This window comes from Echinicola rosea (assembly GCF_005281475.1).
GTDB lineage: Bacteria > Bacteroidota > Bacteroidia > Cytophagales > Cyclobacteriaceae > Echinicola > Echinicola rosea.
Genome location: NZ_CP040106.1, coordinates 5,838,089 through 5,862,410, shown reverse-complemented (window position 1 = coordinate 5,862,410; position 24,322 = coordinate 5,838,089). Strand labels below are relative to the sequence as shown.

Annotated in this window: 20 protein-coding genes and 1 pseudogene; 16 read left to right on the top strand and 5 right to left on the bottom strand. The window is 41.4% G+C overall.

Annotation, left to right across the window (positions count from 1 at the left end; all coding sequences use genetic code 11):
- The first annotated feature begins 6 nt into the window (after nucleotides 1-6).
- From FDP09_RS22880 to FDP09_RS22835, 10 genes are all read left to right on the top strand, one after another.
- Complete coding sequence (locus FDP09_RS22880; RefSeq protein WP_137404756.1) at nucleotides 7-1,479, top strand: RagB/SusD family nutrient uptake outer membrane protein; 1,473 nt, start codon at nucleotides 7-9, stop codon at nucleotides 1,477-1,479.
- A 2-nt stretch (nucleotides 1,480-1,481) separates the two neighbouring features.
- Nucleotides 1,482-2,975 (top strand): sulfatase, encoded by a 1,494-nt coding sequence (locus FDP09_RS22875; protein ID WP_137404755.1) that lies wholly within the window; start codon nucleotides 1,482-1,484, stop codon nucleotides 2,973-2,975.
- Nucleotides 2,976-3,030: 55 nt separating this feature from the next.
- Nucleotides 3,031-4,212 (top strand): exo-alpha-sialidase, encoded by a 1,182-nt coding sequence (locus FDP09_RS22870; RefSeq protein ID WP_137404754.1) that lies wholly within the window; start codon nucleotides 3,031-3,033, stop codon nucleotides 4,210-4,212.
- An 8-nt stretch (nucleotides 4,213-4,220) separates the two neighbouring features.
- A complete protein-coding gene (locus tag FDP09_RS22865) occupies nucleotides 4,221-5,711 on the top strand; it encodes a sulfatase-like hydrolase/transferase (RefSeq protein WP_137404753.1) in 1,491 nt (496 codons plus the stop codon).
- Between the two features lie 10 nt (nucleotides 5,712-5,721).
- Nucleotides 5,722-7,689, top strand: coding sequence for an FG-GAP repeat domain-containing protein (locus FDP09_RS22860; protein ID WP_137404752.1), 1,968 nt, complete (start codon nucleotides 5,722-5,724; stop codon nucleotides 7,687-7,689).
- A gap of 164 nt (nucleotides 7,690-7,853) precedes the next feature.
- Nucleotides 7,854-9,191 carry a DUF3748 domain-containing protein gene (locus tag FDP09_RS22855; protein ID WP_187328760.1) on the top strand — a complete coding sequence of 446 codons (1,338 nt, stop codon included), beginning with the start codon at nucleotides 7,854-7,856 and terminating at the stop codon, nucleotides 9,189-9,191.
- A gap of 2 nt (nucleotides 9,192-9,193) precedes the next feature.
- Nucleotides 9,194-10,123, top strand: coding sequence for a dihydrodipicolinate synthase family protein (locus FDP09_RS22850; protein WP_137404750.1), 930 nt, complete (start codon nucleotides 9,194-9,196; stop codon nucleotides 10,121-10,123).
- A 67-nt stretch (nucleotides 10,124-10,190) separates the two neighbouring features.
- Entirely contained in the window at nucleotides 10,191-11,693 is a 1,503-nt protein-coding gene (locus FDP09_RS22845) for a sodium:solute symporter (protein ID WP_137404749.1), read from the top strand.
- Nucleotides 11,693-13,366 (top strand): ribulokinase, encoded by a 1,674-nt coding sequence (locus FDP09_RS22840; RefSeq protein ID WP_137404748.1) that lies wholly within the window; start codon nucleotides 11,693-11,695, stop codon nucleotides 13,364-13,366. Before FDP09_RS22845 ends, FDP09_RS22840 begins: the two co-directional genes overlap by 1 nt.
- Nucleotides 13,363-14,811: a sialate O-acetylesterase gene (locus tag FDP09_RS22835; RefSeq protein ID WP_137404747.1), complete on the top strand. Its 1,449-nt coding sequence runs from the start codon at nucleotides 13,363-13,365 to the stop codon at nucleotides 14,809-14,811. The genes FDP09_RS22840 and FDP09_RS22835 overlap by 4 nt, the downstream gene beginning before the upstream one ends.
- A 64-nt stretch (nucleotides 14,812-14,875) precedes the next feature.
- On the opposite strand, the pseudogene FDP09_RS24135 reads toward FDP09_RS22835, so the two are convergent.
- The 3 genes and pseudogenes from FDP09_RS24135 to FDP09_RS24390 form a co-directional block, all read right to left on the bottom strand.
- Nucleotides 14,876-15,073: pseudogene (locus FDP09_RS24135) on the bottom strand (IS1595 family transposase); the annotation flags it as partial.
- A gap of 1,534 nt (nucleotides 15,074-16,607) precedes the next feature.
- Complete coding sequence (locus FDP09_RS22830; protein WP_137404746.1) at nucleotides 16,608-16,895, bottom strand: nucleotidyl transferase AbiEii/AbiGii toxin family protein; 288 nt, start codon at nucleotides 16,893-16,895, stop codon at nucleotides 16,608-16,610.
- Nucleotides 16,896-16,906: 11 nt separating this feature from the next.
- Entirely contained in the window at nucleotides 16,907-17,221 is a 315-nt protein-coding gene (locus FDP09_RS24390) for a DUF6922 domain-containing protein (protein ID WP_373289264.1), read from the bottom strand.
- 505 nt (nucleotides 17,222-17,726) lie between these two features.
- Here FDP09_RS24390 and FDP09_RS22825 point away from each other — a divergent pair.
- From FDP09_RS22825 to FDP09_RS22815, 3 genes are all read left to right on the top strand, one after another.
- Nucleotides 17,727-18,062: an ATP-binding protein gene (locus FDP09_RS22825; RefSeq protein WP_222840311.1), complete on the top strand. Its 336-nt coding sequence runs from the start codon at nucleotides 17,727-17,729 to the stop codon at nucleotides 18,060-18,062.
- Between the two features lie 694 nt (nucleotides 18,063-18,756).
- A complete protein-coding gene (locus tag FDP09_RS22820; protein ID WP_137404745.1) occupies nucleotides 18,757-19,233 on the top strand; it encodes a nucleotidyltransferase substrate binding protein in 477 nt (158 codons plus the stop codon).
- On the top strand, nucleotides 19,230-19,541 hold the full coding sequence (locus tag FDP09_RS22815; RefSeq protein ID WP_137404744.1) for a nucleotidyltransferase family protein: 312 nt from the start codon (nucleotides 19,230-19,232) through the stop codon (nucleotides 19,539-19,541). Before FDP09_RS22820 ends, FDP09_RS22815 begins: the two co-directional genes overlap by 4 nt.
- A gap of 230 nt (nucleotides 19,542-19,771) precedes the next feature.
- On the opposite strand, the gene FDP09_RS22810 is transcribed toward FDP09_RS22815, so the two are convergent.
- Both FDP09_RS22810 and FDP09_RS22805 read right to left on the bottom strand, forming a co-directional pair.
- Nucleotides 19,772-21,001, bottom strand: coding sequence for an IS256 family transposase (locus FDP09_RS22810; protein WP_137401357.1), 1,230 nt, complete (start codon nucleotides 20,999-21,001; stop codon nucleotides 19,772-19,774).
- Nucleotides 21,002-21,051: 50 nt separating this feature from the next.
- Entirely contained in the window at nucleotides 21,052-22,206 is a 1,155-nt protein-coding gene (locus FDP09_RS22805) for an IS256 family transposase (protein WP_137404743.1), read from the bottom strand.
- Between the two features lie 352 nt (nucleotides 22,207-22,558).
- Between FDP09_RS22805 and FDP09_RS22800 the strand changes: the two genes are divergently transcribed.
- The 3 genes from FDP09_RS22800 to FDP09_RS24130 all read left to right on the top strand — a co-directional run bounded on the left by FDP09_RS22800 (nucleotide 22,559) and on the right by FDP09_RS24130 (nucleotide 24,067).
- A complete protein-coding gene (locus tag FDP09_RS22800; RefSeq protein ID WP_137404742.1) occupies nucleotides 22,559-23,029 on the top strand; it encodes a JAB domain-containing protein in 471 nt (156 codons plus the stop codon).
- Between the two features lie 198 nt (nucleotides 23,030-23,227).
- Complete coding sequence (locus FDP09_RS23920) at nucleotides 23,228-23,377, top strand: hypothetical protein (RefSeq protein WP_187328759.1); 150 nt, start codon at nucleotides 23,228-23,230, stop codon at nucleotides 23,375-23,377.
- Nucleotides 23,378-23,389: 12 nt separating this feature from the next.
- Entirely contained in the window at nucleotides 23,390-24,067 is a 678-nt protein-coding gene (locus tag FDP09_RS24130) for a recombinase family protein (protein ID WP_229683542.1), read from the top strand.
- Nucleotides 24,068-24,322: the final 255 nt, after the last annotated feature.

The following is a 24,322-nucleotide window of genomic DNA, read 5'->3' as shown; positions in this document are numbered from 1 at the left end:
AATATCATGAAATATAAAATCAATAATATAGCGATAGCATTGTTCACATTTATCTTCGCCAGTTGCGAAGACTATTTGATGGAAGAACCCTATTCCCAATTGGCCCCAGAAAATTTTCTCAAGACCAGGGAAGGGATAGAATCTTTGTTGGGGGCAACCTATGCTTCTGCCTCCAATATGATTTCAAATAATTCCATTTATACCTTCGCCCAAGATGAATGGATTACCGATATTGCCTGTCAATCCGGAGATGGGGTACACGCCACGGCACTGCAATATATGAACTACACCTGGGATCCTACCGTTGGTCTGCTGCAGGGACAAAATTGGGATTACCCTTACAGGGCTATCAGGAATGCCAATCAGGTATTGGAATCCCTGGAGAATTTGGAGGCCAGTGATGCTGATAAGTCCTTATATGAAGCTGAAGCAAGGTTTTTGAGGGCAACATGTTACCTTAAACTTTATTTTAAGTTTGGTCCCGTTCCATTGCGAACATCTACCGCCCAAGATCTCCAATTGCCAAGGGCAACCGAGGAAGAGATAACTTCTTTTATGGAATCCGAGCTGTTGGCCACCATACCCAATTTGCCAGAACCAGGGGATGAAGCCACATACGGAAGGGCCCATAAAGCAGCGGCCCAAGGCTGGTTGGTGATTTACTATCTAAATACAAAAAAATGGCAACAGGCTGCTGATATGGCCGGAATGGTTATAGACCAGTGGAATTACAGCCTGTTTCCTGAATATGAAGATTTGTTCAAAGTAGAAAATGAGCAAAATGAAGAATTGATTTGGGTAAGGCCTGCCAAGACAAGTGCGGATAGAAGAGCTTCCAACTCCTGGATGAATACGGCTTTTCCCGAGGGATTTGCCAAGGATCCGCGTACTGGATTGGAATTTTCGAATGCATGGAGAAATTGGCCCAATGAGTCCAGGATCCGGGATCAATTCTATTATTCATTTGAAAGTGATGATAAAAGGAAAGACCTGATTTTGACAGAATACATCAATAACGATGGGGAATTGGTCAACTTATTGGATGATAACGACAATACCAGGTCCTTTAAATACTGGCCTGATCCGGAGGGTATCAATGCGTCCTTTGGTAATGATATACCTGAAATCAGGTACGCTGATATTTTATTAAGTAGGGCAGAAGCTTTGAATGAACTGAATGGACCTTCCCAGCAAGCCCTTGACCTGATTGACCAAGTACGGGAAAGGGCCGGTCTGGAGGGGTTGTCCTTAAGTCAGTTTACTTCTAAAGATGCACTTCGGGACCATATTTTGAAAGAAAGGGGGTGGGAGTTTTATTCTGAAGGTAAAAGAAGGTTGGACCTGATCCGTATGGGGAAATTGATCTCCAATGCCCAAGAAAGAGGGATTACCAATGCCCAGCCGCACCATGTGAGGTATCCCATTCCATTCGCTACTATGGATGCCAATCCTCTTCTTGAACAAAATGATGGCTATTGATAATGAGGATACCGAATGATAAAATGATTTTGGGGACTTTGTCGGCGTACTTTTGCATAGGTTTGTTGCAAATAAACGTTTGGGCCTATGATCAGGGAAAACCTGATCCAAGCCCCCCTAATATTTTGCTTATTTATGTAGATGATCTGGGTTATGGAGACACAGGGCCTTATGGAAATACAATGGTCGAAACCCCTAACTTGGACATTTTGTCAAAACATGGGATGACCTTTACCCAGGCCTATGCACCTGCGCCACTTTGTTCGCCGTCCCGGGCGGCTTTGTTGACCGGAAAAGATGTTGCCAGGGTCAGATTCGAGTTTGTAACGAAATACCCGGAAGACGAATTTACATGGGATGATCCCAAGTGGTTGGATAAATTCAAGGGATTACCCTTGGTTCCTCCTCCCTACACGCTTAACCTTCCATTGAAGGAAATTACGCTGGCAGAAGCACTTAAAAGCCAGGGGTACAGGACGGGCTTAGTAGGGAAATGGCATGTGGCAGCCCATAATGAAGTTTATAAAGGATGGAGCTTGACACATGGTCCCAAACAACAGGGATTTGACTTTACAGCTGAAACCTTTGGAGCGCATCCATACGCCAAGGTTGGTGGGGAGAGGGTGCCGGATGGTGGATATCCAGTAGATGAACTGACCGAAAAATCCATTGAGTTTATCAACGAAGAGCATGACTCACCTTTTTTTCTAATGTCGAGTTTCTACTTTGTCCATACACCATTGAAAAAAAACATTCCATGGCTCTACAAAAAATATAAAGGGAAATATCCCTCAGGAACTCGTGAAGAGGTGATTCATTATGCTGTTAATATCAATATAATGGATCATTATGTAGGTAGGATCATAAAGGCTCTGGAACGTACAGGCAAAAGTAAAAACACCATCGTCATCTTTACTTCTGATAATGGGGGACATCCGGAAATTGCCGATAATGGCCCCTTCAGAGGTAGCAAATGGAACCTTTATGAAGGAGGAATAAGGGTGCCGATGATCATGTCCTGGCCAGCTCATATCCAAGAAGGTTCAGTATGTGATCAAATCGTTTCGCAACTTGACTTTATGCCAACATTTATGGATTTGACAGCTTCCGGAAATAAATCAAAAGATTGGGACGGAGTGTCCTTAATGCCCCTTTTGACAGGGAAGGGATCGTATAAAACATCCAGGCCCTTGTCTTGGCATTTTCCATATTATCATCCCGAAGGGGAAAACTTCTTTAAATCGCCTTCAGGTATTGGTACAGGAGATGGTTTCATAAGTCAGACCAGACCCCATTCAGCATGGAGGGAAGGTGATTTTAAACTAATATATTTCTATGAGGATGACAGGGCAGAACTTTATAATCTGAGAGACGATCCATCAGAATCAAATGAAATCGGCAGTGAAAGGCCCCAAATAAAAAACGGACTTCTCAAAAACTTGCAGAGGCATTTGAGTCAGGTCCATGCAAGGATTCCCAAGAGGAAAGAGAGGTGATTTCAAGATATCCTTCCCACTACTCCTATAATGATTATTTAAAACACTGACAACCATGAAATATTTGTTCTTAACTGTCGCGCTGGCCCTATTTTCCGTAACCGAAGTGTTATCGCAAAAAGGAAATCATTCGAAGGTGCCGGGCAGAATTATAGCCTATAGCCCGCAATCCAGTGGAAAGTATATAGGGTCGCCTAGTATAACAGTGCTTCCGGACGGAAGCTATTTGGCGTCCCATGATTTTTTTGGGCCGGAATCCAATGAACATGTCAAGGCTACTTCCCATATCTATAGGTCCACTAATAAGGGGAAGAGGTGGAAGCAAGTGGCTTCCATAAAGGGAGCTTTTTGGTCCAAACTTTTTACACATAAAGGCCATGTATATTTCATGGGGACCGATAGACATCACGGCAACACGATTATTCGGAAGTCAACGAATATGGGCAGTACGTGGACCACGCCAACTGATAGCAGCAATGGATTGCTTTTAGAAGGGGAATACCATTGTGCACCGATGCCAGTAATAGAGTTCAACGGTAAATTGTGGAGGGCAATGGAGAGCGCCATGGGACCTGTGAAAAAATGGGGCAAAAGATATGGGGCCATGATGCTGTCAGTTCCCGTTGACGCAGATCTATTAAAGGCTGACTCCTGGACCGCAAGTAATGTCCTTTATTATGATTCTACTTATTTGGATGGAAATTTCGGAGGCTGGTTGGAAGGAAATGCAGTTGTAGATCAAAGTGGTCAGCTTTGGGATATATTAAGAGTGGATGATCGGTCGACTACCGCTGAAAAGGCTGCCATGGTTAAAATCACCTCCAATGGAAGGGAAGCAAGCTTCAATGATGACCAGGGGTTTGTTCCATTTGATGGTGGTAGTAAGAAGTTCACCATCTTGTATGATTCCATAAGCCAGCATTATTGGACCATAGCCAATCATATTCCAGAAAAGGTCAAAGAAGAGAATTTGGGAAAGAATCCAGCAGGTATTAGAAATACACAGGCACTTTTTTCTTCTAGGGACCTTAAAAATTGGACAATGGAAAAAGTCTTATTGGAGCATGAGGATGTTGCTAAACATGGGTTTCAATATGTTGATTTTCTTTTTGAGGGAAAGGATATCATTTTCGTTTCACGGACGGCATATGATGATGGAGGAGTGGGAGCTAGAAACAACCATGATGCCAACTACCTTACCTTCCACCGTATAAGGAATTTCAGGAAAACACTTTAATCAATTCTATGAAAGTATTCAAGAACCGCCTGGTTGTTTCCTTGACAATTTCGCTTTGGTCCATTTGTGTAAGTTCTTATTCAAATGAGCCCAACGGTGAAATAATAAAGCCCAATATCCTGTTTGTCCTTACCGATGATCAAGCTCACTGGACTTTGAGGACATCGGGCAATGACCAGGCTTATAGTCCAAATTTGGACAAGTTGGCTTCAGAAGGGGCCTTCTTTGAAAATGCATTCGTAACCACCCCCGTATGCAGTCCTTCGAGAGCGACATTGATGACCGGTCAATATGCTTCGGAATTGGGTATTTTGGATTTTATCCCCCAGCCAGGGCATAAGCTCTATCACCCTGGAAAAGCAACTGGGCTAGATCCTGCAAATATCACTTTTGCAGAGGTATTACGGGACAATGGTTATCGAACCGGTTTGATTGGAAAATGGCATTTGGGAGACTGGACAGAATCCGGGATGGATAGGAAGTTTCATCCAACCAATCACGGTTATGGGTACTTTATGGGACTTACAGGAGGAGGGGAGTCACCAGTGGATCCTAATCTGGAAAAAAACGGTGAAATCCACCAAATGAAAGGATTGACTGTTGATATCCTGACCAACAGCGCTTTGAAATTTATCGATGATCATCAAAACACCCCTTTTTTGCTTAGTGTTCACTATAGGTCTCCTCACAGCAAATGGTTGCCTGTAGCCGATGAGGACTGGGCCCCATATGAAAACATGGAAATGAGGGTGCCTCATCCAGACTATCCTGATCTGGACACAGATAGGGTTAAATCCAGAATGAAGGAATATTTGGCCAGTGCTTCCGGGATAGATAGAAATGTAGGAAGGCTAATGAAGAAATTGAATGAATTAGGATTGTATGAAAATACGATCGTGATCTTTACTTCGGATCATGGATATAATATGGGACATAACGGGATAGAACATAAAGGTAACGGATATTGGATTACAGAGGGTGACCATCCGGCCACAGAGAATCTGACGAAAAATTCCAGGCCCAACTTATATGACCAATCACTCCATGTTCCTGTGCTGATCAGATGGCCAAGGGTCATACAGCCTGAACTAAAAATAAAAAAGACATTCTCTAATTTGGATTGGTTCCCAACCTTACTCGAAATGGCGAATATACCTGTCCCTGAGGATAAGATTTTACGGGGAAGAAGCATTGTGCCTGTCCTTAAAGGGGAATTGGTGGATGACTGGGATAATGACCTTTATACAGAATATAGCATGGTCAACTATAGCACTGCCCATATGCGCTCGTATAGAACCAAAAAATGGAAACTGGTCAAGGATTTTCAGGATCCGAGAAGGGATGAACTATATCATCTTGAAACGGATCCTGATGAGAAAAATAATCTGGTAAAAGAGAAGCGGGGTGAAATCAGGGATGTAATTAAGCACCTTACATATAAAATATTAAGTAAAATGGAAGAGATCAACGATCCCCTGTTGGACTCAATAACCAAATGATAAACAAGCTATGATAAAGAATCTTTTCTATACAGGATTAGCGGCCAGTGCACTGATGTTGTTCTCCTGCTCAGAAGCCAAGGACTCAATTGATAACAGTTCCCCTGTAGCACAGTCCGAATTTAAGATCGTCAAATATAACAACCCTAAAGCTACTCCATTTTTAGGGGTAGGTTTATGGGCTTGGCCACTTCCTATGGATTATGATGGGGATGGTGATATGGATATGTTGGTTTCCTGCCCGGATAAACCCTTTAATGGCATATATTATTTTGAGAATACTTCAGGTGAAGAATTTCCTGATTTTGCCCCCCCAGTTAGGTTGGGTGAGGCCATAAGGAACATTCAGGTGTCCCACACTGATAAAGGGGTAAGGGTAAATGTGCCAGGTGCCGAGCTTACGGATTTCAGAAATAAGTTGGCTGAAGTTCAAAAAAGATTGTATGATGCCGATAGTTTAAAAAAGGGATTGGAAAAAGTACGTTTTAATCAATGGAAAATGGTTGATTATGATGGGGATGGTGATTTGGATGTTGTGGTTGGTATCGATGATTGGGCGGATTACGGGTGGGATAATGCCTTCAATAAAAAAGGGGAATGGACCAATGGGCCTTTACACGGATATGTTTTTCTTTTGGAAAACAAGGAGGGCGATTATATCAACAGAGGAAAGTTAATGGCTGGCGGTAAAACGTTGGATGTTTACGGGGCCCCTACTCCTAATTTTGCGGATTTCGATGGTGATGGAGATCTGGATCTTATCTGTGGAGAATTTTTGGACCGATTAACATATTTTGAAAATATAGGAACCCGTATTAAGCCCAAGTACAGAGAAGGGGAGTTTTTGAAGAATCCTGGGGGGATCATCAAGATGGACCTTGAAATGATTATTCCTGTGGCAGTAGATTGGGATAAAGACGGAAATGTGGATTTGGTCGTAGGAGATGAAGATGGTAGGGTCGCACTGATCAGGCATACAGGAAAAACGCAAGATGGAGCACCACTGTTTGAATCACCAAAATATTTCAGACAGAAAGCTGATAATTTAAAATTCGGAGCCTTGGCCACCCCAGTGGGGGTTGATTGGGATAATGATGGAGATGAAGATATTATTGCTGGTAATTCAGCTGGATATATTGCTTTTATAGAAAATTTAAATGGTAAAGCATCACCTAAATGGGCAGAACCCAAACTTTTGGAAGTCGATGGCCAAACGCTAAGGATACAAGCAGGTGGGGCAGGGTCCATTCAAGGACCTGCAGAAGCCAAATGGGGATATACGACGCTTTCGGTAGCAGATTGGGACGGAGATGGAAACAAGGACATCATATTCAATTCAATTTGGGGTAAAATTCAGTGGATAAGGAATAACGGAAAGTCACTTGAAAAGCCCCGTCCGATTCGGTTGGATAGTGATAAAGAAATTCCATCTCCTGACTGGAACTGGTGGAAACCCTCCAATAATGAATTGGTCACCCAATGGAGGACTACACCATTTGCCATAGATTGGAACAATGATGGAACAATGGATTTGGTGATGTTAGATCATGAAGGTTTTCTTTCATTTTATAAGGGGAGCAATATAAAGGGGGAAGTAGGGGTAAAACCCGGGCGTAGATTATTTTATGGAAAAGATGCCTCTGTATATTCAAACAAAGATAAGGCTATAAATCAGGAAGGTGGGCCATTGAGATTGAATAACGCTGAGGCAGGAGGAAGTGGCAGGAGAAAAATCTCCTTTTTTGATTGGGACAATGACGGAGATTTGGACTTACTGGTAAATAGCACTAATGTGTCCCTTTTTGAAAACATCCGCCAGGATAGTGAAAAGGTGGTTTTAAAGCATCATGGAACCATTTCAGAAAAGGTTTTGGCAGGGCATACCACCAGCCCAACTTTTGTGGATTGGAACAATAATGGTGTTTGGGATGTGTTGGTTGGTGCAGAGGATGGTCATTTTTACCATATGGAAAGGTGATCTTCTGAAAAATGGAAATGGGTAACCGAACTCCTGCTTACCATAAGCAGGGAATCGATATAAATAAATTGCTTTTAATTGGATTGGCTTCGCTTATGGTGCATAGTTGTCGAACAGGGTCATTTGGGTCTGTTAAAACTAATGATGAAATAATTGAAATAGGATTGAAAGAAAAACAATTAACCTTCGACCGCAAGGGACATTTTCTCAATCAAAGGCAGGTATTTTCTCCCGATGATGTCCATGTGGTCTTTGATAACAGAAATGATGATGGGAAAATTGGTGAAAACGGATCAATTCAACGGCTCAATATCGAAAATGGAAAAATTGAAACAATTTATTCCTATGATCAGCAGTCCAAATATGGACCGGGGATGGGAGCGGTAAGTTATCACCCTAAAATGGAAGAGGTGGTGTTTATCCATGGATTAAAAGATGCCTCCCGGGAGAATCCATATGATTTTACGCGAAGGTTTGCCATGAAAGTTCAAATTAATAAAGCAGGAGATCATGTTTTTAGGCCGATGGAATCAAGAGATGTAAAGTTCCCCTATACGAAAGGTGCACTTCGAGGAGGTTCCCATGCCTATTCCTATAGTCCAGATGGCAAATGGGTGAGTTTTACATATAATGATGATATCCTTAGACGTGAGGAAGAGACAAATCACGATATAGCAGACCTCAGAACTGTTGGGGCATTATGGATTGGTGATTCTGTGGATATAAAGGGAAAACAAAATGAAAAAAACTTTAAAGGAGAGCGGGTCGCATTTATTCTTGCAAGAGTGACCAAGGACCCACAACCAGGTTCTAGTGAGATAATGAAGGCTTACGAAGAATGTTGGATTCCCCAGGGTAGGGATAGTTTGGGCCCAAATTCAAATATTCCTTATGCTTTGGCATATCTCGGGGATATTATCAATAAAAAAATGGAAAGATCTACTGAAGTATTTATCAGTCAATTACCTCCCCAGGTCAACCAAATGATCACTTCCACTGATGCAGGGACCGAGTTTTTACTCCCGTCCGTACCTGCAGGAGTGACCCAGAAAAGATTGACTTTTACCCAAAACAGAAAATATCCAGGTGTGCAGGGACCACGGCAGTGGTTGCGCAGTTCTCCAGATGGAAAGGCGGTTTATTTCTGTATGCAGGATAATCAAGGGGAGGTTCAAATTTATAAAGTAGCTCCTGATTCAGGTGAAATTGGTCAGGTTACCAACAATTCTTTTAGTTTGGATACTTCTTTTTCATTGAGCAGTGATGGCAATTACCTTGCCTATGGCTACGAGGAGGGGATTTTTATTACGGATGTATCAAATGGGAAAACTCATAGGGTATTGTCTGATTCTGAAGACTCCTCCAATATCGGATTATCCAATATTAATTGGTCAAACAATGGTTATCAAATAGTTTACAATCGGAAGGTTTTGAATGAAGCGGGTCGCTTTTACCAAATTTTTCTATTGGACCTTTCAAAACTTATAAAAAAACAATATTAACAATGCAAATTTTAGATCAAAATACACCATTAAAAGGAATAATCCCTCCAATGGTGACACCTTTCGATACTGAAGGTAGGGTGGACATTCAGGGCGTTGAAAAACTTGTTGAGCATTTGATTTCTGGAGGAGTCCATGGGATATTTATCCTTGGAACTACAGGAGAGTTTTCCAGTTTAGATATCGCACAGAAAAAGGAACTTATAGCAGCAACCTGTAAATTTGTGGATGGTAGGATCCCTGTTTTGGTAGGTGTTACCGATGTTTGTCTAAAGGGATGTATTGCGCTTTCCAAATTTGCCGAAAGTTCGGGAGCATACGCAGTGGTGGCCGCACCTCCTTACTATATGGGAATTGACCAAGAAGAGCTATGTCTTTTTTATGGGCAATTGGCAGATAATATTCCATTGCCATTATTCCTGTATAATATGCCATCACATACCAAAGTTTCCATTGATGTACAAACTGCAGTTGCACTGTCCAAACATAGAAATATAATTGGGCTTAAGGATAGTTCAGCTAATGGAAGTTATTTCCAGTCCTTACAGTATTGTTTTAGAGATCAACCAGATTTTGTTTTGATGGTTGGGCCAGAGGAAATGTTAGCTGAAACGGTGTTAATGGGTGGATATGGAGGTGTTTGTGGAGGTGCCAATTTGTTTCCTAGGCTCTATGTCAAACTATATCAAGCAGCAAACGATAATAACATTGTTGAAATTATTCGGCTTCAGAAGCTGGTGATGAGTATTAGCCAAAAAATTTATCAACATGGTGGTTATAAATCCAGTTACCTAAAAGGGCTAAAGACCGCCTTGTCATTTTTAGGAATTATTCAAGCTCAATTTGCCCCACCATTGTTCCCTTATGATCCAAATGAAGAAGAAGAGCTTAAAGTTAGGTTCAGTAAAATAGCCTCTATGATCCTTGAGTGACATATTCTATATTCCCATATATGAGCTTTGACTGAACTATAAAACCAAATTAACCTTATCAATTTACATGGATTTACCTATTACGGACCTTGTGGTCTTTGTGGTCTACATGACCGCTATTATTGCATTTGGAGTGTCCTTTTCCTTCAGGAAAAGGACACCTAAAGATTATACAACTGGTGGTGGAAGATTACCTTCATGGGCAATCGGTATGTCCATTTTTGCTACCTTTGTGAGCAGCATAAGTTTTTTGGCCCTACCGGGTAATGCCTATCTGTCCAATTGGAATGGCTTTGTATTCAGTTTGTCTATCCCCATAGCTGCATGGGTTGCAGTGAAATACTTTGTTCCCCTTTACAGGAAAATCAAAAGCGAATCCGCTTACTATTATTTGGAAACTCGTTTTGGCCCATGGGCCAGGACCTATGCCTCTATTTGTTATTTGTTTACACAACTTGCTAGAATGGGGGCAATTTTGTATTTGCTGGCACTACCAATGAATGCACTTTTTGGTTGGGACATATCCACGATAATTATCTGTACAGGGGTAAGTGTAATTATTTATGCGATGTTGGGTGGAATAGAAGCCGTTGTATGGACAGATGCCATTCAGGGAATAGTATTGATTACCGGAGCATTGGTTTGCGTATCGGTAGTTCTTTTTTCCATGCCTGAAGGTCCTCAGCAAGTGATAAAAGTAGCAAATGAGGCCAATAAGTTTAGTTTGGGAAGTTTTAATTTTGATTTTACCTCATCGACTTTCTGGATGATCCTTGTTTATGGCCTATTCATTAATTTACAGAATTTCGGAATCGACCAAAGTTATGTCCAAAGGTATTTAAGCGCAAAAAATGAAAGAGAAGCCGTCAGGTCGACTTGGTTTGGAAGCTTGTTGTATGTTCCAGTTTCTTTACTTTTCTTTTTTATAGGAACTGCATTGTTTTCGTATTATCAAGTCTATCCAGAGCTTCTTCCTGAGGATTTAAAGGTTGGTGCCAGTGCAGATAAGGTATTTCCTTATTTTATTGTAACGGGATTGCCTAAGGGGGTTACCGGTTTATTGATTGCATCTATTTTTGCAGCTGGGATGAGCACAGTGTCAACAAGTGTCAACAGTTCCGCCACAGTACTTTTATCTGATTTTTACAAAAAATACATCAATAAAAGTGCAAGTGACAAACAGGCCATGGGAGTACTTTTCCTGACTTCGTTTGTGATGGGAGGCGCAAGCATTGTTGTTGGTTTGGCATTTAATGGAGTGTCCAGTGCCTTGGATGCTTGGTGGGCCCTTTCATCCATTTTTAGCGGGGGGATTTTGGGCTTATTTCTATTGGGACTTATAGCAAAACATGTGTCAGGGAAAATGGCTGGAATAGGGGTCCTTGTCGGGGTCTTGGTAATTTCATGGATGAGCTTGTCTCCATGGTTATTAACAGGTACTGGAATGGAGGATTACCAAAACACATTGCATACAAACCTGACGATTGTGTTGGGTACCGTTACAATTTTTGTTGTCGGATTCGTGGCTTCAAATCTAGTTTCCCTTAAACTTAAAATCGAAGAAAAATAATGTCAAAAAATTTTGTGATAGGTGCCGATTTCGGTACTGACTCGGTACGGAGTATTCTGGTGGATACATTGGATGGGAAAATAGTGAAAAGTGCCGTTTATTGGTATCCCAGATGGTCAAGGAAATTATATTGTGATGCCGGTTCCCATCAGTTTAGGCAGCATCCATTGGATCATTTAGAAGGCTTGGAGCATACCGTTTCTGCCATCATTCAGGATTCAGGAATCGATCCCGGCAGCGTGAAAGGAATAGGTGTTGATACCACGGGATCGTCTCCGATTCCAGTTGATGAAAATGGTGATGCACTATCCATGTCATCCAGGTTTTCAAATAACCCAAATGCTATGGTGGTTCTTTGGAAAGACCATACAGCTGTTGCTGAAGCGGAAGAAATTACCAAAGCAGCAAAAAATGAAGAGGTTGACTATACTGCTTTTTCAGGTGGAAGCTATTCTAGCGAATGGTTTTGGGCCAAGGTTCTCTCGGTTTATAAAAAGGATATAGACGTTGCCCGTCATACCTACACTTGGATGGAACATTGCGATTTTATCGTTGGCCAGTTAACTGGAAAAAGCCCTTTGAAATTAAAGAGAAGTAGGACTGCCGCAGGTCATAAGGCCATGTGGAACAAAAAATGGTCCGGACTTCCGCCAGCATCATTTTGGTACGGGATTAGACCTGAATTGGGCGACCTAAGAGAAAAATTATATGAAGAAACTTATCATGCATCCGAAAAAGCAGGCACATTATGTTTAAAGTGGGCTGATAAGCTTGGATTGTCCGTAGATACTGCCGTTGCGGTGGGTACACTGGATGCGCATGCTGGCGCTGTGGGAGCAGGAATTTCCCCAAATACGTTGGTTAAAGTTATTGGTACATCAACATGTGATATTTTAGTAGGGTCTCCTACTAATTCAGAAATTGATCCTATTGAAGGAATTTGTGGACAAGTTGAGGATGCTGTTTTACCAGGGACAATAGGCTTTGAAGCTGGGCAAGCAGGATTCGGTGATGTATTGGCATGGTTTGCTGGAGTCATATTAGAACCATCAAAGCAAATTATCCAACGCAGTACACAGTTAGATGCAATGATTAAACAAAAACTTATAGAAGAACTTGAGGATTCCATTTTAGATGAATTATCCCGCGAAGCTTTGGATTTGGAACCTATCTTAAATGATGCAAGTGCTTTGGATTGGATAAATGGGAGACGATCACCTTTCGCAAAAGAAACACTAAAGGGCGCTTTTCTAAATCTCCATATTGGGACAAAAACATCCCATATGTTCAGGGCAATGGTTGAAGCTCTTTGCTTTGGCTCTAAAAAGATAATAGACCATATTGAAGGAAAAGGCTTGTCAGTTGAAGAAATTATAGCAATTGGGGGTGTAGCCAATAAGTCTCCATTGGTGATGCAGACTATGGCCGATATAATTGGAAAGCCCATAAAAATATCTGCATCCAAAGAAGCTCCAGCATTGGGTTCAGCAATCTATGCGGCCGTAGCGAGTAATGTGTATTCATCAATGGATCAGGCGGTTGCCAAAATGGTGCCTTCATTTCAAAATTTTTATTCCCCTAACCTTCAAAATCAGCAAGTATATATTGAAAAGTATAAAATGTATGAGAAAGAGGGGGCGGTAGTTGAAAACCTTAATTTAACCACACAATGAAACTGAAAAAATCAATCAAAATTATTATGGCCACGTTGGCCGTGATTTTAGTAGTCTATATTCCCTCCAATGCCAAGGTGGTGTTGCCGGCCATATTTTCAGATCAGATGGTCTTACAGCGAGATGCCGAAGTTCCCATTTGGGGATGGGCAGACCCTGATAGGACAGTTCGTGTCTCAGTACCATGGTTAAAGGAGGAAATCAAAATAAAATCGGATTCCAATGGAAAATGGAGAGTGGACGTCCAAACCCCAGCATCCGGTGGCCCATTTACCCTGAGCTTTGATGATGGTGATAAATTGGAAATTAAAGATGTACTCATTGGTGAGGTTTGGCTTTGTTCCGGACAATCCAATATGGAGATGCCCATGAAGGGATATACTTCCCAACCCGTAGAAGGAGCCAATGAGGAAATGTTAATGTCAAATAATCCATTGATAAGGCTAATTAAAGTCCCAAGGAACGCCAGCTTGGAACCGCTTGGGGATTTTGAGGGAAGCTGGGAAAAATCAACCTCCAAAACAGTTGCCGAATTCAGCGCCGTTGCTTGGTATTTTGCCAACTATTTAAACAAATCATTAAATGTTCCTGTAGGTGTGATTGTCTCTGCTTATGGAGGGTCCAATATCCAATCTTGGATGTCAAAGCAGATGTTATCGGATTTTAATGAGATTTCAATTCCAGAAAGTATAGCGGGCATAAAAACTCCAAACAGGGAAGCTACATTGCTTTATAATGCCATGCTGCGACCAATCATAGGTTATGGAATAAAGGGTGTTTTGTGGTATCAAGGTGAATCAAATGTGGTCAACCCCTTTAATTATGAGGACCTAATGGTTCAGTTGGTCAAATCGTGGAGAAAGGAGTGGGGGCAAGAAAAAATGGACTTTTACTATACCCAAATTGCTCCATATGGCTATAAACGATATATCTATGGAGAGCTAGTGGGAGAACATAATGGAGCATTCCTTCGTGAGGCCCAGTTGAAGGCGAGTTATAGGATTCCTGATTCAGGGATGGCTGTGTTACTGGATGTTGGTGAAGAGAATAATATCCATCCTAAAAAGAAAAAGGAAGTGGGTTTACGTTTGGCCTATCAAGCATTGGCAAAGACATATAATTTACAGGGATTTGAACATACCAGTCCTGTACCAAGTAAATTGTCCCAGTCCGGGAATAACCTAATAGTTGAATTTGAAAATGCGCCAAATGGATTGATCATAAAGAAAAATGTAGAAAATGAATCAAGTTTTTATATTTCATCGAGAGACAGTGTTTTTTATAGGGCAAATGCAAGGGTAAAAGGAAATAAAGTTTTCCTTGGTTGTGATGAGGTGGATAATCCCCTGTCTGTTCAGTACGGTTTTGAAAATTATACCAAGGGCGTATTGTACAGTTCCGGAGGCTTGCCTGCCCCTTCTTTTAGATTGGAGATAAAGGATTAAATTTGAATAAACCTCTTGGAACCATGTCTTTTCAATATAATTATACGATACTGTGCCGGTAAGGTTAAATTGCCGTAATGACCAGTCTGTCAAATGATTTTTGGCCGAAGTATCTTCTGTTCAATTTATAGTGGAACTCGTCCGGATAGTTCTGATGCTTCCTTTCAGAGACCATATGATAGACCCTCTGATAGCTTTTTAGGTTGCTATTGGCTATATGTGCCCATTACATGTTGAATTTCCCCTCTGTCGATGAGGATATTCCCGGAGTCTTTCAATACCCCTCTAATTCAATAAATTCCTGCCCTGAAGGTGCCTCTCCATAAAATAATTGACAAGGAATATTTTGTCAGCGTAGAATAGGGAACGTCTAAATTTTATTTGGCTGTTTTGGAGGGGTCATCTCATTAATCAGGAGTTCCTGCCTTGCAGACGGGGTACTCCACCTCCTGGTAGTGGATATTTTTTCCTGTGGCTAAATTCTTAGTAACTGTGCTGCTTTTTGGGGTGGGGTTGATTGGGGAGTTTAATTTGTTTTTAGCGGATTAATTAGATTTAGGGATTCATTCTTTTGATTGATTGGAACTATATCCAGATTTGGACAATATGCTGAAGGGTATGGATAGAAAAGCTGAATGTGCATAAAGTGAAGGATACTTCCAGACCATAATTCGAAGACAATTTGAAAATGAAAACCACTCCACAGGATTTTAAAGAAGCAACAGTATTATCGGGTTCCTGACCAAAATAGACAACATAGATGCGAGATACGTCAATGAAATTTCAGAAGAGATATTCATACAATAACCATTTTCCTGGCTGTTTTGTTGGGGCATCGACTGGACACATCACCCGAAGAACTGGAGGAAATTATGAAAATCCATTTTGTGGTTTGGGAATATTTTAATCAAAACAAAAACATCCCGACCAAAAGGTGACGGAAGCGCGTTTTGAGAAAATACAAAACAGAAATATTCAATGTTGCAATATGCCGAAGGTGAGCCTGAGCAGAGTAACAGTATAGAGATTTATTCCCATGATTTGCAAAACCTCAGATCCAAAGCATTATGGGCAGCGGTTCTTTTTTAGATTCAACAACAGATTGGTCCTTTCAAAGATGGATTGGGAAAAAAAAGGCATTGTTTTGGTCGGAATAAAAGGTTTTGTGGAATGTTTTGAAACACTTGGCTGACAAGGCACAACCCCATAGTCGAGCAAAGGGCCGTGAGCAGTGTTTAAAATAAAGGTCACTGGCCCATTATCTACCTTGATACACTCCCGAAAATATCAACTTTGGGCCTAGTTGTTGACTATTTGGTGCTTTTTTCGAACCGTTTTGTTGGGGATTTGGAGATGGTGTTAGAGATTTTTGGTGACTTTGCCGGTTGGAAAGATTGAAAAAAGAAGTGTTTTGAGTTTAATGATTAGAGGAATACGAAGGTAAAAAAGAAAAGAAATCTACTTGATTATTTGAGTTTAAGCCCTTTAGATGGGGAATTCTTATTTATTAAGATAGTGTGGTTGGGTTGTCGTACTGCTTTTTCAAGCTGACTTTTAATTTCTGACCACTTGTGGTTAAATTTTGGCATGTACTCAAGAGGAACTGAGAAATCTATATCTTCAAAGTAAACTAGCGCTTTTTGAGCTAATCACCACCTATGTCTGGGTATTTTGTTCGTAGGCCGCTATTAGTTTTTGGAGGGACAATAAAGAAAACAGGCAGGAAATATCGACATAATCTTTAAGTCTTGATCCATTTTGGACGATAGCATTAAACTTCATTGCGGCAATGTCTTTTAAGGAGGGGCTAGCCTTACACCTTCTATTGAGCCAACATCGTTTATCATGGGATATTGGTGGGCAATAAGATCGACCTTGACATCCCCAATAAAACCCAAAATAGTATTTCCTCCTGAGTAGGTAATTTCGAATTTATACGCTGCCTTTAGGTGCTCTACAAGTATGTTGCTATCAAATCCTGATCCTATGAAAAGATCAATATCAATTGATTTTCGATCTCCAAGCTGCAAAGCCAGAGCAGTGCCTCCCGCTAAATAAAAATCCTGGATTTTCTGATCTTTCATTTACAGCTTAATCAAAGCCAATGTCGATGCCGAGACTGTGTCTTTTTGTAGCATTTAAGTTGGGTTCTTTTTAATCCAAAATTTTGTTCAACCAAGTCAATGGCATATTCAGGAAGATAATTGATCTCGTTTTTTAAAGTTGACTTAATTAAGTTTTTACCATAATACCTGGTCATTTCAGTCCATTCAGTTTTAGTACCCCGCTCAATTATCCTTTCAATGACTGTCCTATAGCTTTTATCCCAATCCAGTTTATTGAAATCGAAATCCCAGAACAACCTTTGAGGTAGGTTTGGATATGTTGTATTTGATTTTATGGGTTTCACTTGAAGTCTGTATTAATGCACTTAATGTAAGTAACAAAAATTATTCTGGAAAGAATTGAATCATTGGTCAGATAAACGATCTAATTCAAAAAAAGTTAAGCATTCAAATATTGGGACGCTATTAAGTGAAATAATTCGAGCTAAAATGAAGGGGTATTAAAAGAATATGGGTATTGATGGTGTTTAAAGCAAACTGAATAACTGGATAGATTTAAAACAACAAAAACCGCATTGTTAAATGCAGTTTTTGTTGTTAGTTGACTTTTCGGTACTTGTTTCGAATCGCTTTGTGGGGGATTTGGAAATAATATTGAATCTTTCTGATGAAATTAATACAAAGAATAATTGTTTGTAATCTCGTCAGCTAAAGCTGGCGTTATGTGGTTCGCCGACTTTACCGCCGATTAATACATTGCCCTGCTGGCAGACCAGGAATGGGAAGATCGGCAGCAAAAGAAAATGGCCCGGTTGATTAAAAAGGCGGCCTTTAAACAGAAAGCATCTATTGTCGACATCGGTTACAGCCATTACAGGAACCAATCTCAGGGAGGTGAGAAAACTTCAGAATACTTACGTGCTCATCCTCGATATCTTTGGTCTAGAGATTTTTGATGTGACGGCAAGGGAAATAGTACTGGATATAATGGATGACAGGTTTACAGAAAAATCAACCACAGTATCCTACCAATTGCCAGTATCCACCTGGTATGATATAATTGGCGAAGGGGCCATCGTAGATGCCATATTGGACAGACCCGTAAACTCTTCCTATAGAATAGACCTCAAGGGAGAACCTTTGAGAAAGGGAATCTTAAAAATGAATAAAAATGACCTTTCTTAGTGGCACGGTTTGACCGAAATCACTGGCATGGTCAGATCGAAATAGCCAATTGTATCAGAGATAGGTCACGACGAACCAAAAAAGGACATGTTTTATCTGTAAGAATAGAACTACAGTTCCTCTTTAATGATTATGGACCCCGGCTGGGAGAAGAATGCTTCTTCTCCCAAATATTCAAGGAATTTGTAATTCCAGTTTCCGGATTTTAAAGTTGTCTCTAGGTTGTTAAAAAAAATATAATATTTCCAATAATTAATTTACCTGAAGGCAACGTATCCCCAAGACATCCCCAAGGTATATGGTAGAAAGATGCTATGGAGATGGGGGCAGAGATGGGGTTTTAGCCAGGAGTAATGCGTCTTGAGATGGAAATAAGTAGTTGAGTCAGAGACTCAAATTTAGGTGGTCCTGCAACTGTGCGCCGTGGCGTAGCCCAGCTGACAGGACAATGGGGGCCATAGAGGAGGCGTAGTGGGAACGTTCAAATTTTATCTCTGTTTATCTCATGTGCTATAGAAAGCTGTTTGAATCGGCACATCATAATGTTCAAGGATGATCTTTTCAAGCAAATTTAGGTTTTTATCCGAACAGCATGATTTTTTTTGAGAGGAGGAATGCATTAATTCCGATTCTTTTATGATTAAAAAAAAGGTTCTACTTTTGAATTGATGGACCAATAGATAATTATTTGAATATGTCAAAAGATATTAGATGGGAGCAAAGGTTTTCTAACTATAATAAAGCCCTCCTTAAGCTTGAAGAAGCAGTGAAGTATATTAGGGAGAATTATTTTACCAATGGTGAATATGATGAGCTACTATTCGAAAAGGGAGAAGATATTGTTAAAGAAGGTTTGATCCAACGATTTGAATATACCCATGAATTGGCTTGGAATGTAATGAAGGACTTCCTAAAAGAAAAAGGGAACATTGAGATATATGGATCCAAGGATGCTACAAGAGAAGCTTTTAGTACTGGTTTGATTACTAAAGGAAAAGTATGGATGGAAATGATCCAAAGTAGGAATAAAACTTCCCATACTTATAATGAAGATACTGCTCAGGAAATTTTTTCAAAAATATTAGAGGAGTATTATCCTGAGTTTTTAACTTTTAAAATAATAATGGAAAATAAACGTAGTGGGGAGCAAAAAGATATTTTTGAAGGATGAAATTTGGCCTTTTAAAAGAGGAAATAGCATCTATTAACAAGATATTTTCCGAGTACCCAGCAATATCTAAAGTTATTCTATACGGTTCCCGTGCCAAGGGAAATTATCGTCCAGCGTCGGATATCGATTTGACAATTGAAGCCGAAGGTTTTGATCTTAGTGACCTGTTTGACCTAGAAAACAGATTGGATGATATGCTTTTACCTTATAAGATCGATTTGTCCATAAAGAAACATATTAATAATCAGGAACTATTAGATCATATCAATAGGGTAGGGAAAAGTTTTTACATAAGAAATAATGCTTAGAAGAAAAGGGATAATGCGTTGAATATTATTTCAGACACTATCCCAAAAAGTGTGTAAACTAAAATTTCAATTATTGGGGTCAGGTTTAGTTTAGCCTGACCCTTTTTCCAAATATAAGCAGAAAACTATTAAGGATTATTCCCCAGTCCCTGAGGGAGTGTTATCTCAACTCTGTCCTTTCCCTTCCCGGGGGCTAGCCCCCGGGAAGGGAAAAAATTCTCACTAAATAATTAGGTTTCCGTATTGATGTCCAACCGGAGCCTCCCCTCAAATTTAATGGCCAACTGCTGGACTGTCAAGCTCCAGTTCTGTAAAGGGGTCGTCCATTTTTTCTCGATCCGCTGCGTGGCCAGATAGACCAGCTTTAGAAGTGCCATGTCACTGGTAAATGCCCCTTTGGTCTTGGTCACCTTTCTTACCTGCCGATGGAAGCCTTCCACCGCATTGGTGGTATAGATCAGCTTCCTGATGGGCGGTGTATAGGCAAAGAAGGCACTCAGCCTCTCCCAGTTGTCGTTCCAGGAACGGATCACTATGGGGTATTTCTTCCCCCACTTTTCTTCCAGTTCCAACAATGCCGATTCGGCCAGGTCCTTTGTCTCGGCCTTATAGATCTTCTTCAGGTCACCGGCAAACTCCTTTTGGTTTTTGCTGGCCACGTACTTCAGGCTGTTCCGGATCTGGTGGACCACGCAGAGCTGGATCTCTGTTTTCGGGAAAATCGACCCGATCGCCTCGGGAAAGCCCTTAAGGTTATCGGTACAGGCGATCAGGATATCCTGTACTCCACGGTGCTGTAGATCGCTGAGTACCTGTAGCCAGAAGTTCGCCCCCTCGCTTTCGGAAAGGTACATGCCCAGTACCTCCTTCTTCCCCTCACGGTTGATCCCTAATACATTGTATAGGGCCTTATGGCGTACCTTCCCTTCCTCACGTACCTTGAAGTGCATGGCATCAAGCCATACAATGCAATAGACCTCTTCCAACGGCCTGTTCTGCCACTCCTTGACTTTCGGGACGACACGGTCGGTAATATCGCTTATCACCTGCGTGGAGACCTCCGTATCGTACATTTCCTTGATGTACCCGGAGATGTCACGTAAGCTACTGCCAAGCCCGTACATCCCTATGATCTGCTTCTCAAGGTTATCGGCAAGGATACGCTGGCGCTTCTCGACGATTTTAGGTTCAAAGCTGCTGTGACGGTCCTGGGGCGTCTCGATCTCCACTTCTCCCAAGTTGCTCTTCACACGCTTGCTGCCCTTGCCGTTACGTTTGTTGCCTGCACTGTGGCCTGCATCTTCATCCCGAAGGTGCTCGTCCATCTCAGCCTGGAGGGCTTCCTCCAAAAACTCCTTCAACATCGGAGACAGCGCACCGTTCTTGCCGAACAGGGACTCTCCTGATAAAAACTGGTCAAGTACTTTCTTCTTAAATGCTGATTCTTGTTCTTCGCTCATAACACTCTATCTTATAAACTTTAATTGATTTTCAAAGTCTCAGACAGAGTTTAGATTACAGTCTCGTCCCTGATCGGCATTGTCCATTTTTTGGTGGCTTCGCGCAGGGCAAGGAATACCGATTTGATTACTGCCTCATCAGTTGGGAAGGACAGCTTGTTTTTGGTGTATTTTCTGACCTTTCCATTGAGGTTTTCTATCAGGTTGGTGGTATAAATGATCTTCCTTATTTCCACGGGATAGTCAAAGAAAACGGTCAGTTCATCCCAGTTGTCTCTCCAGCTTTTAATGGCATATGAGTATTTTCCTTCCCATTTTTCGGCAAAATCTTCCAGGGCGGCCGCTGCAGCTTCCTTATTTGGGGCGGTATAGACCTCTTTCATATCCTTGGTGAAGGCCTTTTTGTCTTTCCAGACCACATATCTACAGGCGTTCCTGATCTGGTGCACTACACATATCTGGGTAACCGATTCGGGGAAAGAGGCCTTGATCGTATCAGTAAAGCCGTTAAGGTTATCGGTGGCCGTGATCAGGATGTCCTCGACACCCCGAGCCTTCATATCGGTGAGTACGCCCATCCAAAAGGCCGCTGATTCGTTTTTCCCCAGCCAGAGCCCCAAGACCTCTTTTAACCCGTTGGTCTTTAATCCTACGGCAATGTAAACGGTCTTGTTGACCACCTTGGAACTTTCCCGTACCTTGAAGGATATCCCGTCCATCCATACGATCAGATAGACCGGGTCGAGCGGACGGTTCCGCCAAGCGACAATATCCTCGGACACCGCATCGGTAACCCTGGATATGGTGGATGCCGATACGTTGATGTCATAGAGCTCTCTGATCTGTTCCCCTATGTCATGGTTGGACATCCCTTTTGCATACATGGAGATGATCACGTTCTCCACACCTTCTGCCATGCTTTTCCTTTTGGGTACCAGTGCCGGCTCAAAACTGCCATCCCTGTCCCTGGGGACATTGATATGTGACTCCCCAAAACTGCTCTTTATCTTTTTGGAAGTGTGCCCGTTGCGTGAGTTGGGATTGTCCGACTGTTCGTTTTTTCGGTATCCAAGATGGCTGTCCAGTTCTCCTTCGAGCATCCTTTCCACTGCCCGCTTTTGGAGCTCCCCTAAAAATGTTTGCAGTTCTTCTCCGTTCTTGAACTGCTTTAGGAAATCGTCGTTTAAAAGGTCTTCTTTTTTCATCTTCAATCAATGTGTTTTTAAAGTTAAACATTTATTCACACACTGATTGGAATGGCGCCTGCCGCGGGCTCCTCAAAATATCAATGCGATTGTTCCAATCACACTGATATTTTCGAGGTCTTTCCTTTTTACTCGTAAGCCCGCTTTGCGGACTTACACAGATTATGAGATACTCCCTTATTTCATTAATCATGTCACAATTTAGCTTTCGGGCCGCAGGGCTGCCATGAGCTTACGGCATAAACACAGTTCTCCCCACAGTCCCTTCCTTTATTCCGTTGCCACTTGGCCTTGTTTGCCCTCAAGCTTGGAGGTGTCCATAATTAATTTCTAACCATTAAATCGAAATGTTATGGATACCAAGAACAAAGACATCGTTTCCAACCAAGTAGCTGAAATCACCCTGAGCTATCAGCCGAAAATCAAATTGTCCGATTTACCAAAAATCACTTCATCCAAAGAAGCCTATGAGCTATTGATCGGAAATTGGGATCAATCCAAATTGCAATTTATCGAACAGTTTAAGGTGATGTTGTTGAACCGAGCTAATAAAGTCCTGGGAATCGTGGATATTTCCACTGGAGGTATTTCTGGAACAGTGGCTGATCCCAAGTTGATATTTGCTAGTGCTTTAAAGACCAATAGTTCAGCAATCATCTTAAGGCATAATCACCCTTCTGGAAATAGAATCCCTAGCCATGCTGATAGTAAGCTTACCGAAAGGGTAGTTAAATTGGGAAAGCTGATGGAGTTGCCCATACTAGACCACATCATTGTAACATCAGAAGGGTATTATTCCTTCGCAGATGAAGGAGGGCTGTAAGGCCCTTTTTTTTATTGCTGATAATTTTTTAGTTTTATCTTGATCAAGATGATGTACTTTTTGCCGAACCATCTTGTATTCGTGCCTTTTTGATTTTTTAAAGGAATGAAAATATCTGACCTTACTGGGGTTTAACTGGTGAAATAATTTCCAAGCAAACAATGGACTTTATACGGTTGACCAAACCATATCCATTTTATGCAGAAAATAACACCAGAGCTAGCGCAAAAAATATTGGAGAAACATGGACACACCATTTCCTCATCAGAAGCAAGTCATCTGCTCCATTTTATGGAAGAGTTGGCAATTGGTATTGTCAAGGCAGTATTGCGGAAGGAAATGGAATAAATAAAATAATAGATGGAAACGGCTGATTTGTATGTAAGGGTGAGTACTGACGAACAAGCTGACAAAGGATACTCACAACGAAACCAGGAAGAGGTATTGGTTCGGTATTGTAACAATCATGGGATTACCGTCAACCGGGTGATATATGAAGATTTTTCTGCCAAGACATTTTTTCGTCCCGAATGGTCAAGGCTTCTTGGGCAACTGAAAGAGAGAGGGAATAAGAGCAACCTCGTACTCTTTACCAAATGGGATCGCTTTAGTCGAAATGCAGGAGATGCCTATATGATGATCAATACCCTCAGAAAATTAGGGGTAGAACCTCAGGCCATCGAACAGCCATTGGACCTATCAATCCCTGAGAATAAAATGATGTTGGCCTTTTATCTGGCCGCACCTGAGGTGGAAAATGACCGTGGAAGCTTAAATATATTCCATGGCATGAGGAGAGGCCTGAAGGAGGGGAGGTGGCTTTGGATGGCTCCCTATGGTTATGGAAACGCAAGGGATAATTTTAAACGTCCTGTCATTGAGATAGAGGAGGAAGAGGCGGCACATGTAAAATGGATTTTTGAAAACCTGGCAGCTGCCAATTACTCCTCAGAGCAAGTTATACTACATGCCAGAGGGAGAGGGACCAAACTGCATAAAAATAAGTTTTGGAGGATTGTTAGGAATCCTTTCTATTGAGGGAAGCTTTATGTTCCGGAATTCAATGAAGAAAAGGGACACTTTGTTAGGACCCAACATGAACCCTTGATTTCAGAAGAACTGTTTTGTCGTGTACAGGATGCTTTGCAGGTAAAATAAAGAAAGCGGAGAACTGAAATAGTAAGTCCGGAAGTCATTTTTTTAATAGGTTTTTTGAAATGTCCGAAATGCAGTAGGAACCTTACGGCAAGCGCTTCAAAAGGTAGGAATCAATATTGTTATTATCACTGTACA

Bases quoted from the DNA above. Each gene is read 5' to 3' on its own strand.
- FDP09_RS22880 (WP_137404756.1), top strand. From the start codon at position 7: ATGAAATATAAAATCAATAATATAGCGATAGCATTGTTCACATTTATC.
- FDP09_RS22875 (WP_137404755.1), top strand. From the start codon at position 1,482: ATGAGGATACCGAATGATAAAATGATTTTGGGGACTTTGTCGGCGTAC.
- FDP09_RS22870 (WP_137404754.1), top strand. From the start codon at position 3,031: ATGAAATATTTGTTCTTAACTGTCGCGCTGGCCCTATTTTCCGTAACC.
- FDP09_RS22865 (WP_137404753.1), top strand. From the start codon at position 4,221: ATGAAAGTATTCAAGAACCGCCTGGTTGTTTCCTTGACAATTTCGCTT.
- FDP09_RS22860 (WP_137404752.1), top strand. From the start codon at position 5,722: ATGATAAAGAATCTTTTCTATACAGGATTAGCGGCCAGTGCACTGATG.
- FDP09_RS22850 (WP_137404750.1), top strand. From the start codon at position 9,194: ATGCAAATTTTAGATCAAAATACACCATTAAAAGGAATAATCCCTCCA.
- FDP09_RS22845 (WP_137404749.1), top strand. From the start codon at position 10,191: ATGGATTTACCTATTACGGACCTTGTGGTCTTTGTGGTCTACATGACC.
- FDP09_RS22840 (WP_137404748.1), top strand. From the start codon at position 11,693: ATGTCAAAAAATTTTGTGATAGGTGCCGATTTCGGTACTGACTCGGTA.
- FDP09_RS22835 (WP_137404747.1), top strand. From the start codon at position 13,363: ATGAAACTGAAAAAATCAATCAAAATTATTATGGCCACGTTGGCCGTG.
- FDP09_RS22830 (WP_137404746.1), bottom strand. From the start codon at position 16,895: ATGAAAGATCAGAAAATCCAGGATTTTTATTTAGCGGGAGGCACTGCT.
- FDP09_RS22820 (WP_137404745.1), top strand. From the start codon at position 18,757: ATGTCAAAAGATATTAGATGGGAGCAAAGGTTTTCTAACTATAATAAA.
- FDP09_RS22815 (WP_137404744.1), top strand. From the start codon at position 19,230: ATGAAATTTGGCCTTTTAAAAGAGGAAATAGCATCTATTAACAAGATA.
- FDP09_RS22810 (WP_137401357.1), bottom strand. From the start codon at position 21,001: ATGAGCGAAGAACAAGAATCAGCATTTAAGAAGAAAGTACTTGACCAG.
- FDP09_RS22805 (WP_137404743.1), bottom strand. From the start codon at position 22,206: ATGAAAAAAGAAGACCTTTTAAACGACGATTTCCTAAAGCAGTTCAAG.
- FDP09_RS22800 (WP_137404742.1), top strand. From the start codon at position 22,559: ATGGATACCAAGAACAAAGACATCGTTTCCAACCAAGTAGCTGAAATC.
- FDP09_RS23920 (WP_187328759.1), top strand. From the start codon at position 23,228: ATGCAGAAAATAACACCAGAGCTAGCGCAAAAAATATTGGAGAAACAT.
- FDP09_RS24130 (WP_229683542.1), top strand. From the start codon at position 23,390: ATGGAAACGGCTGATTTGTATGTAAGGGTGAGTACTGACGAACAAGCT.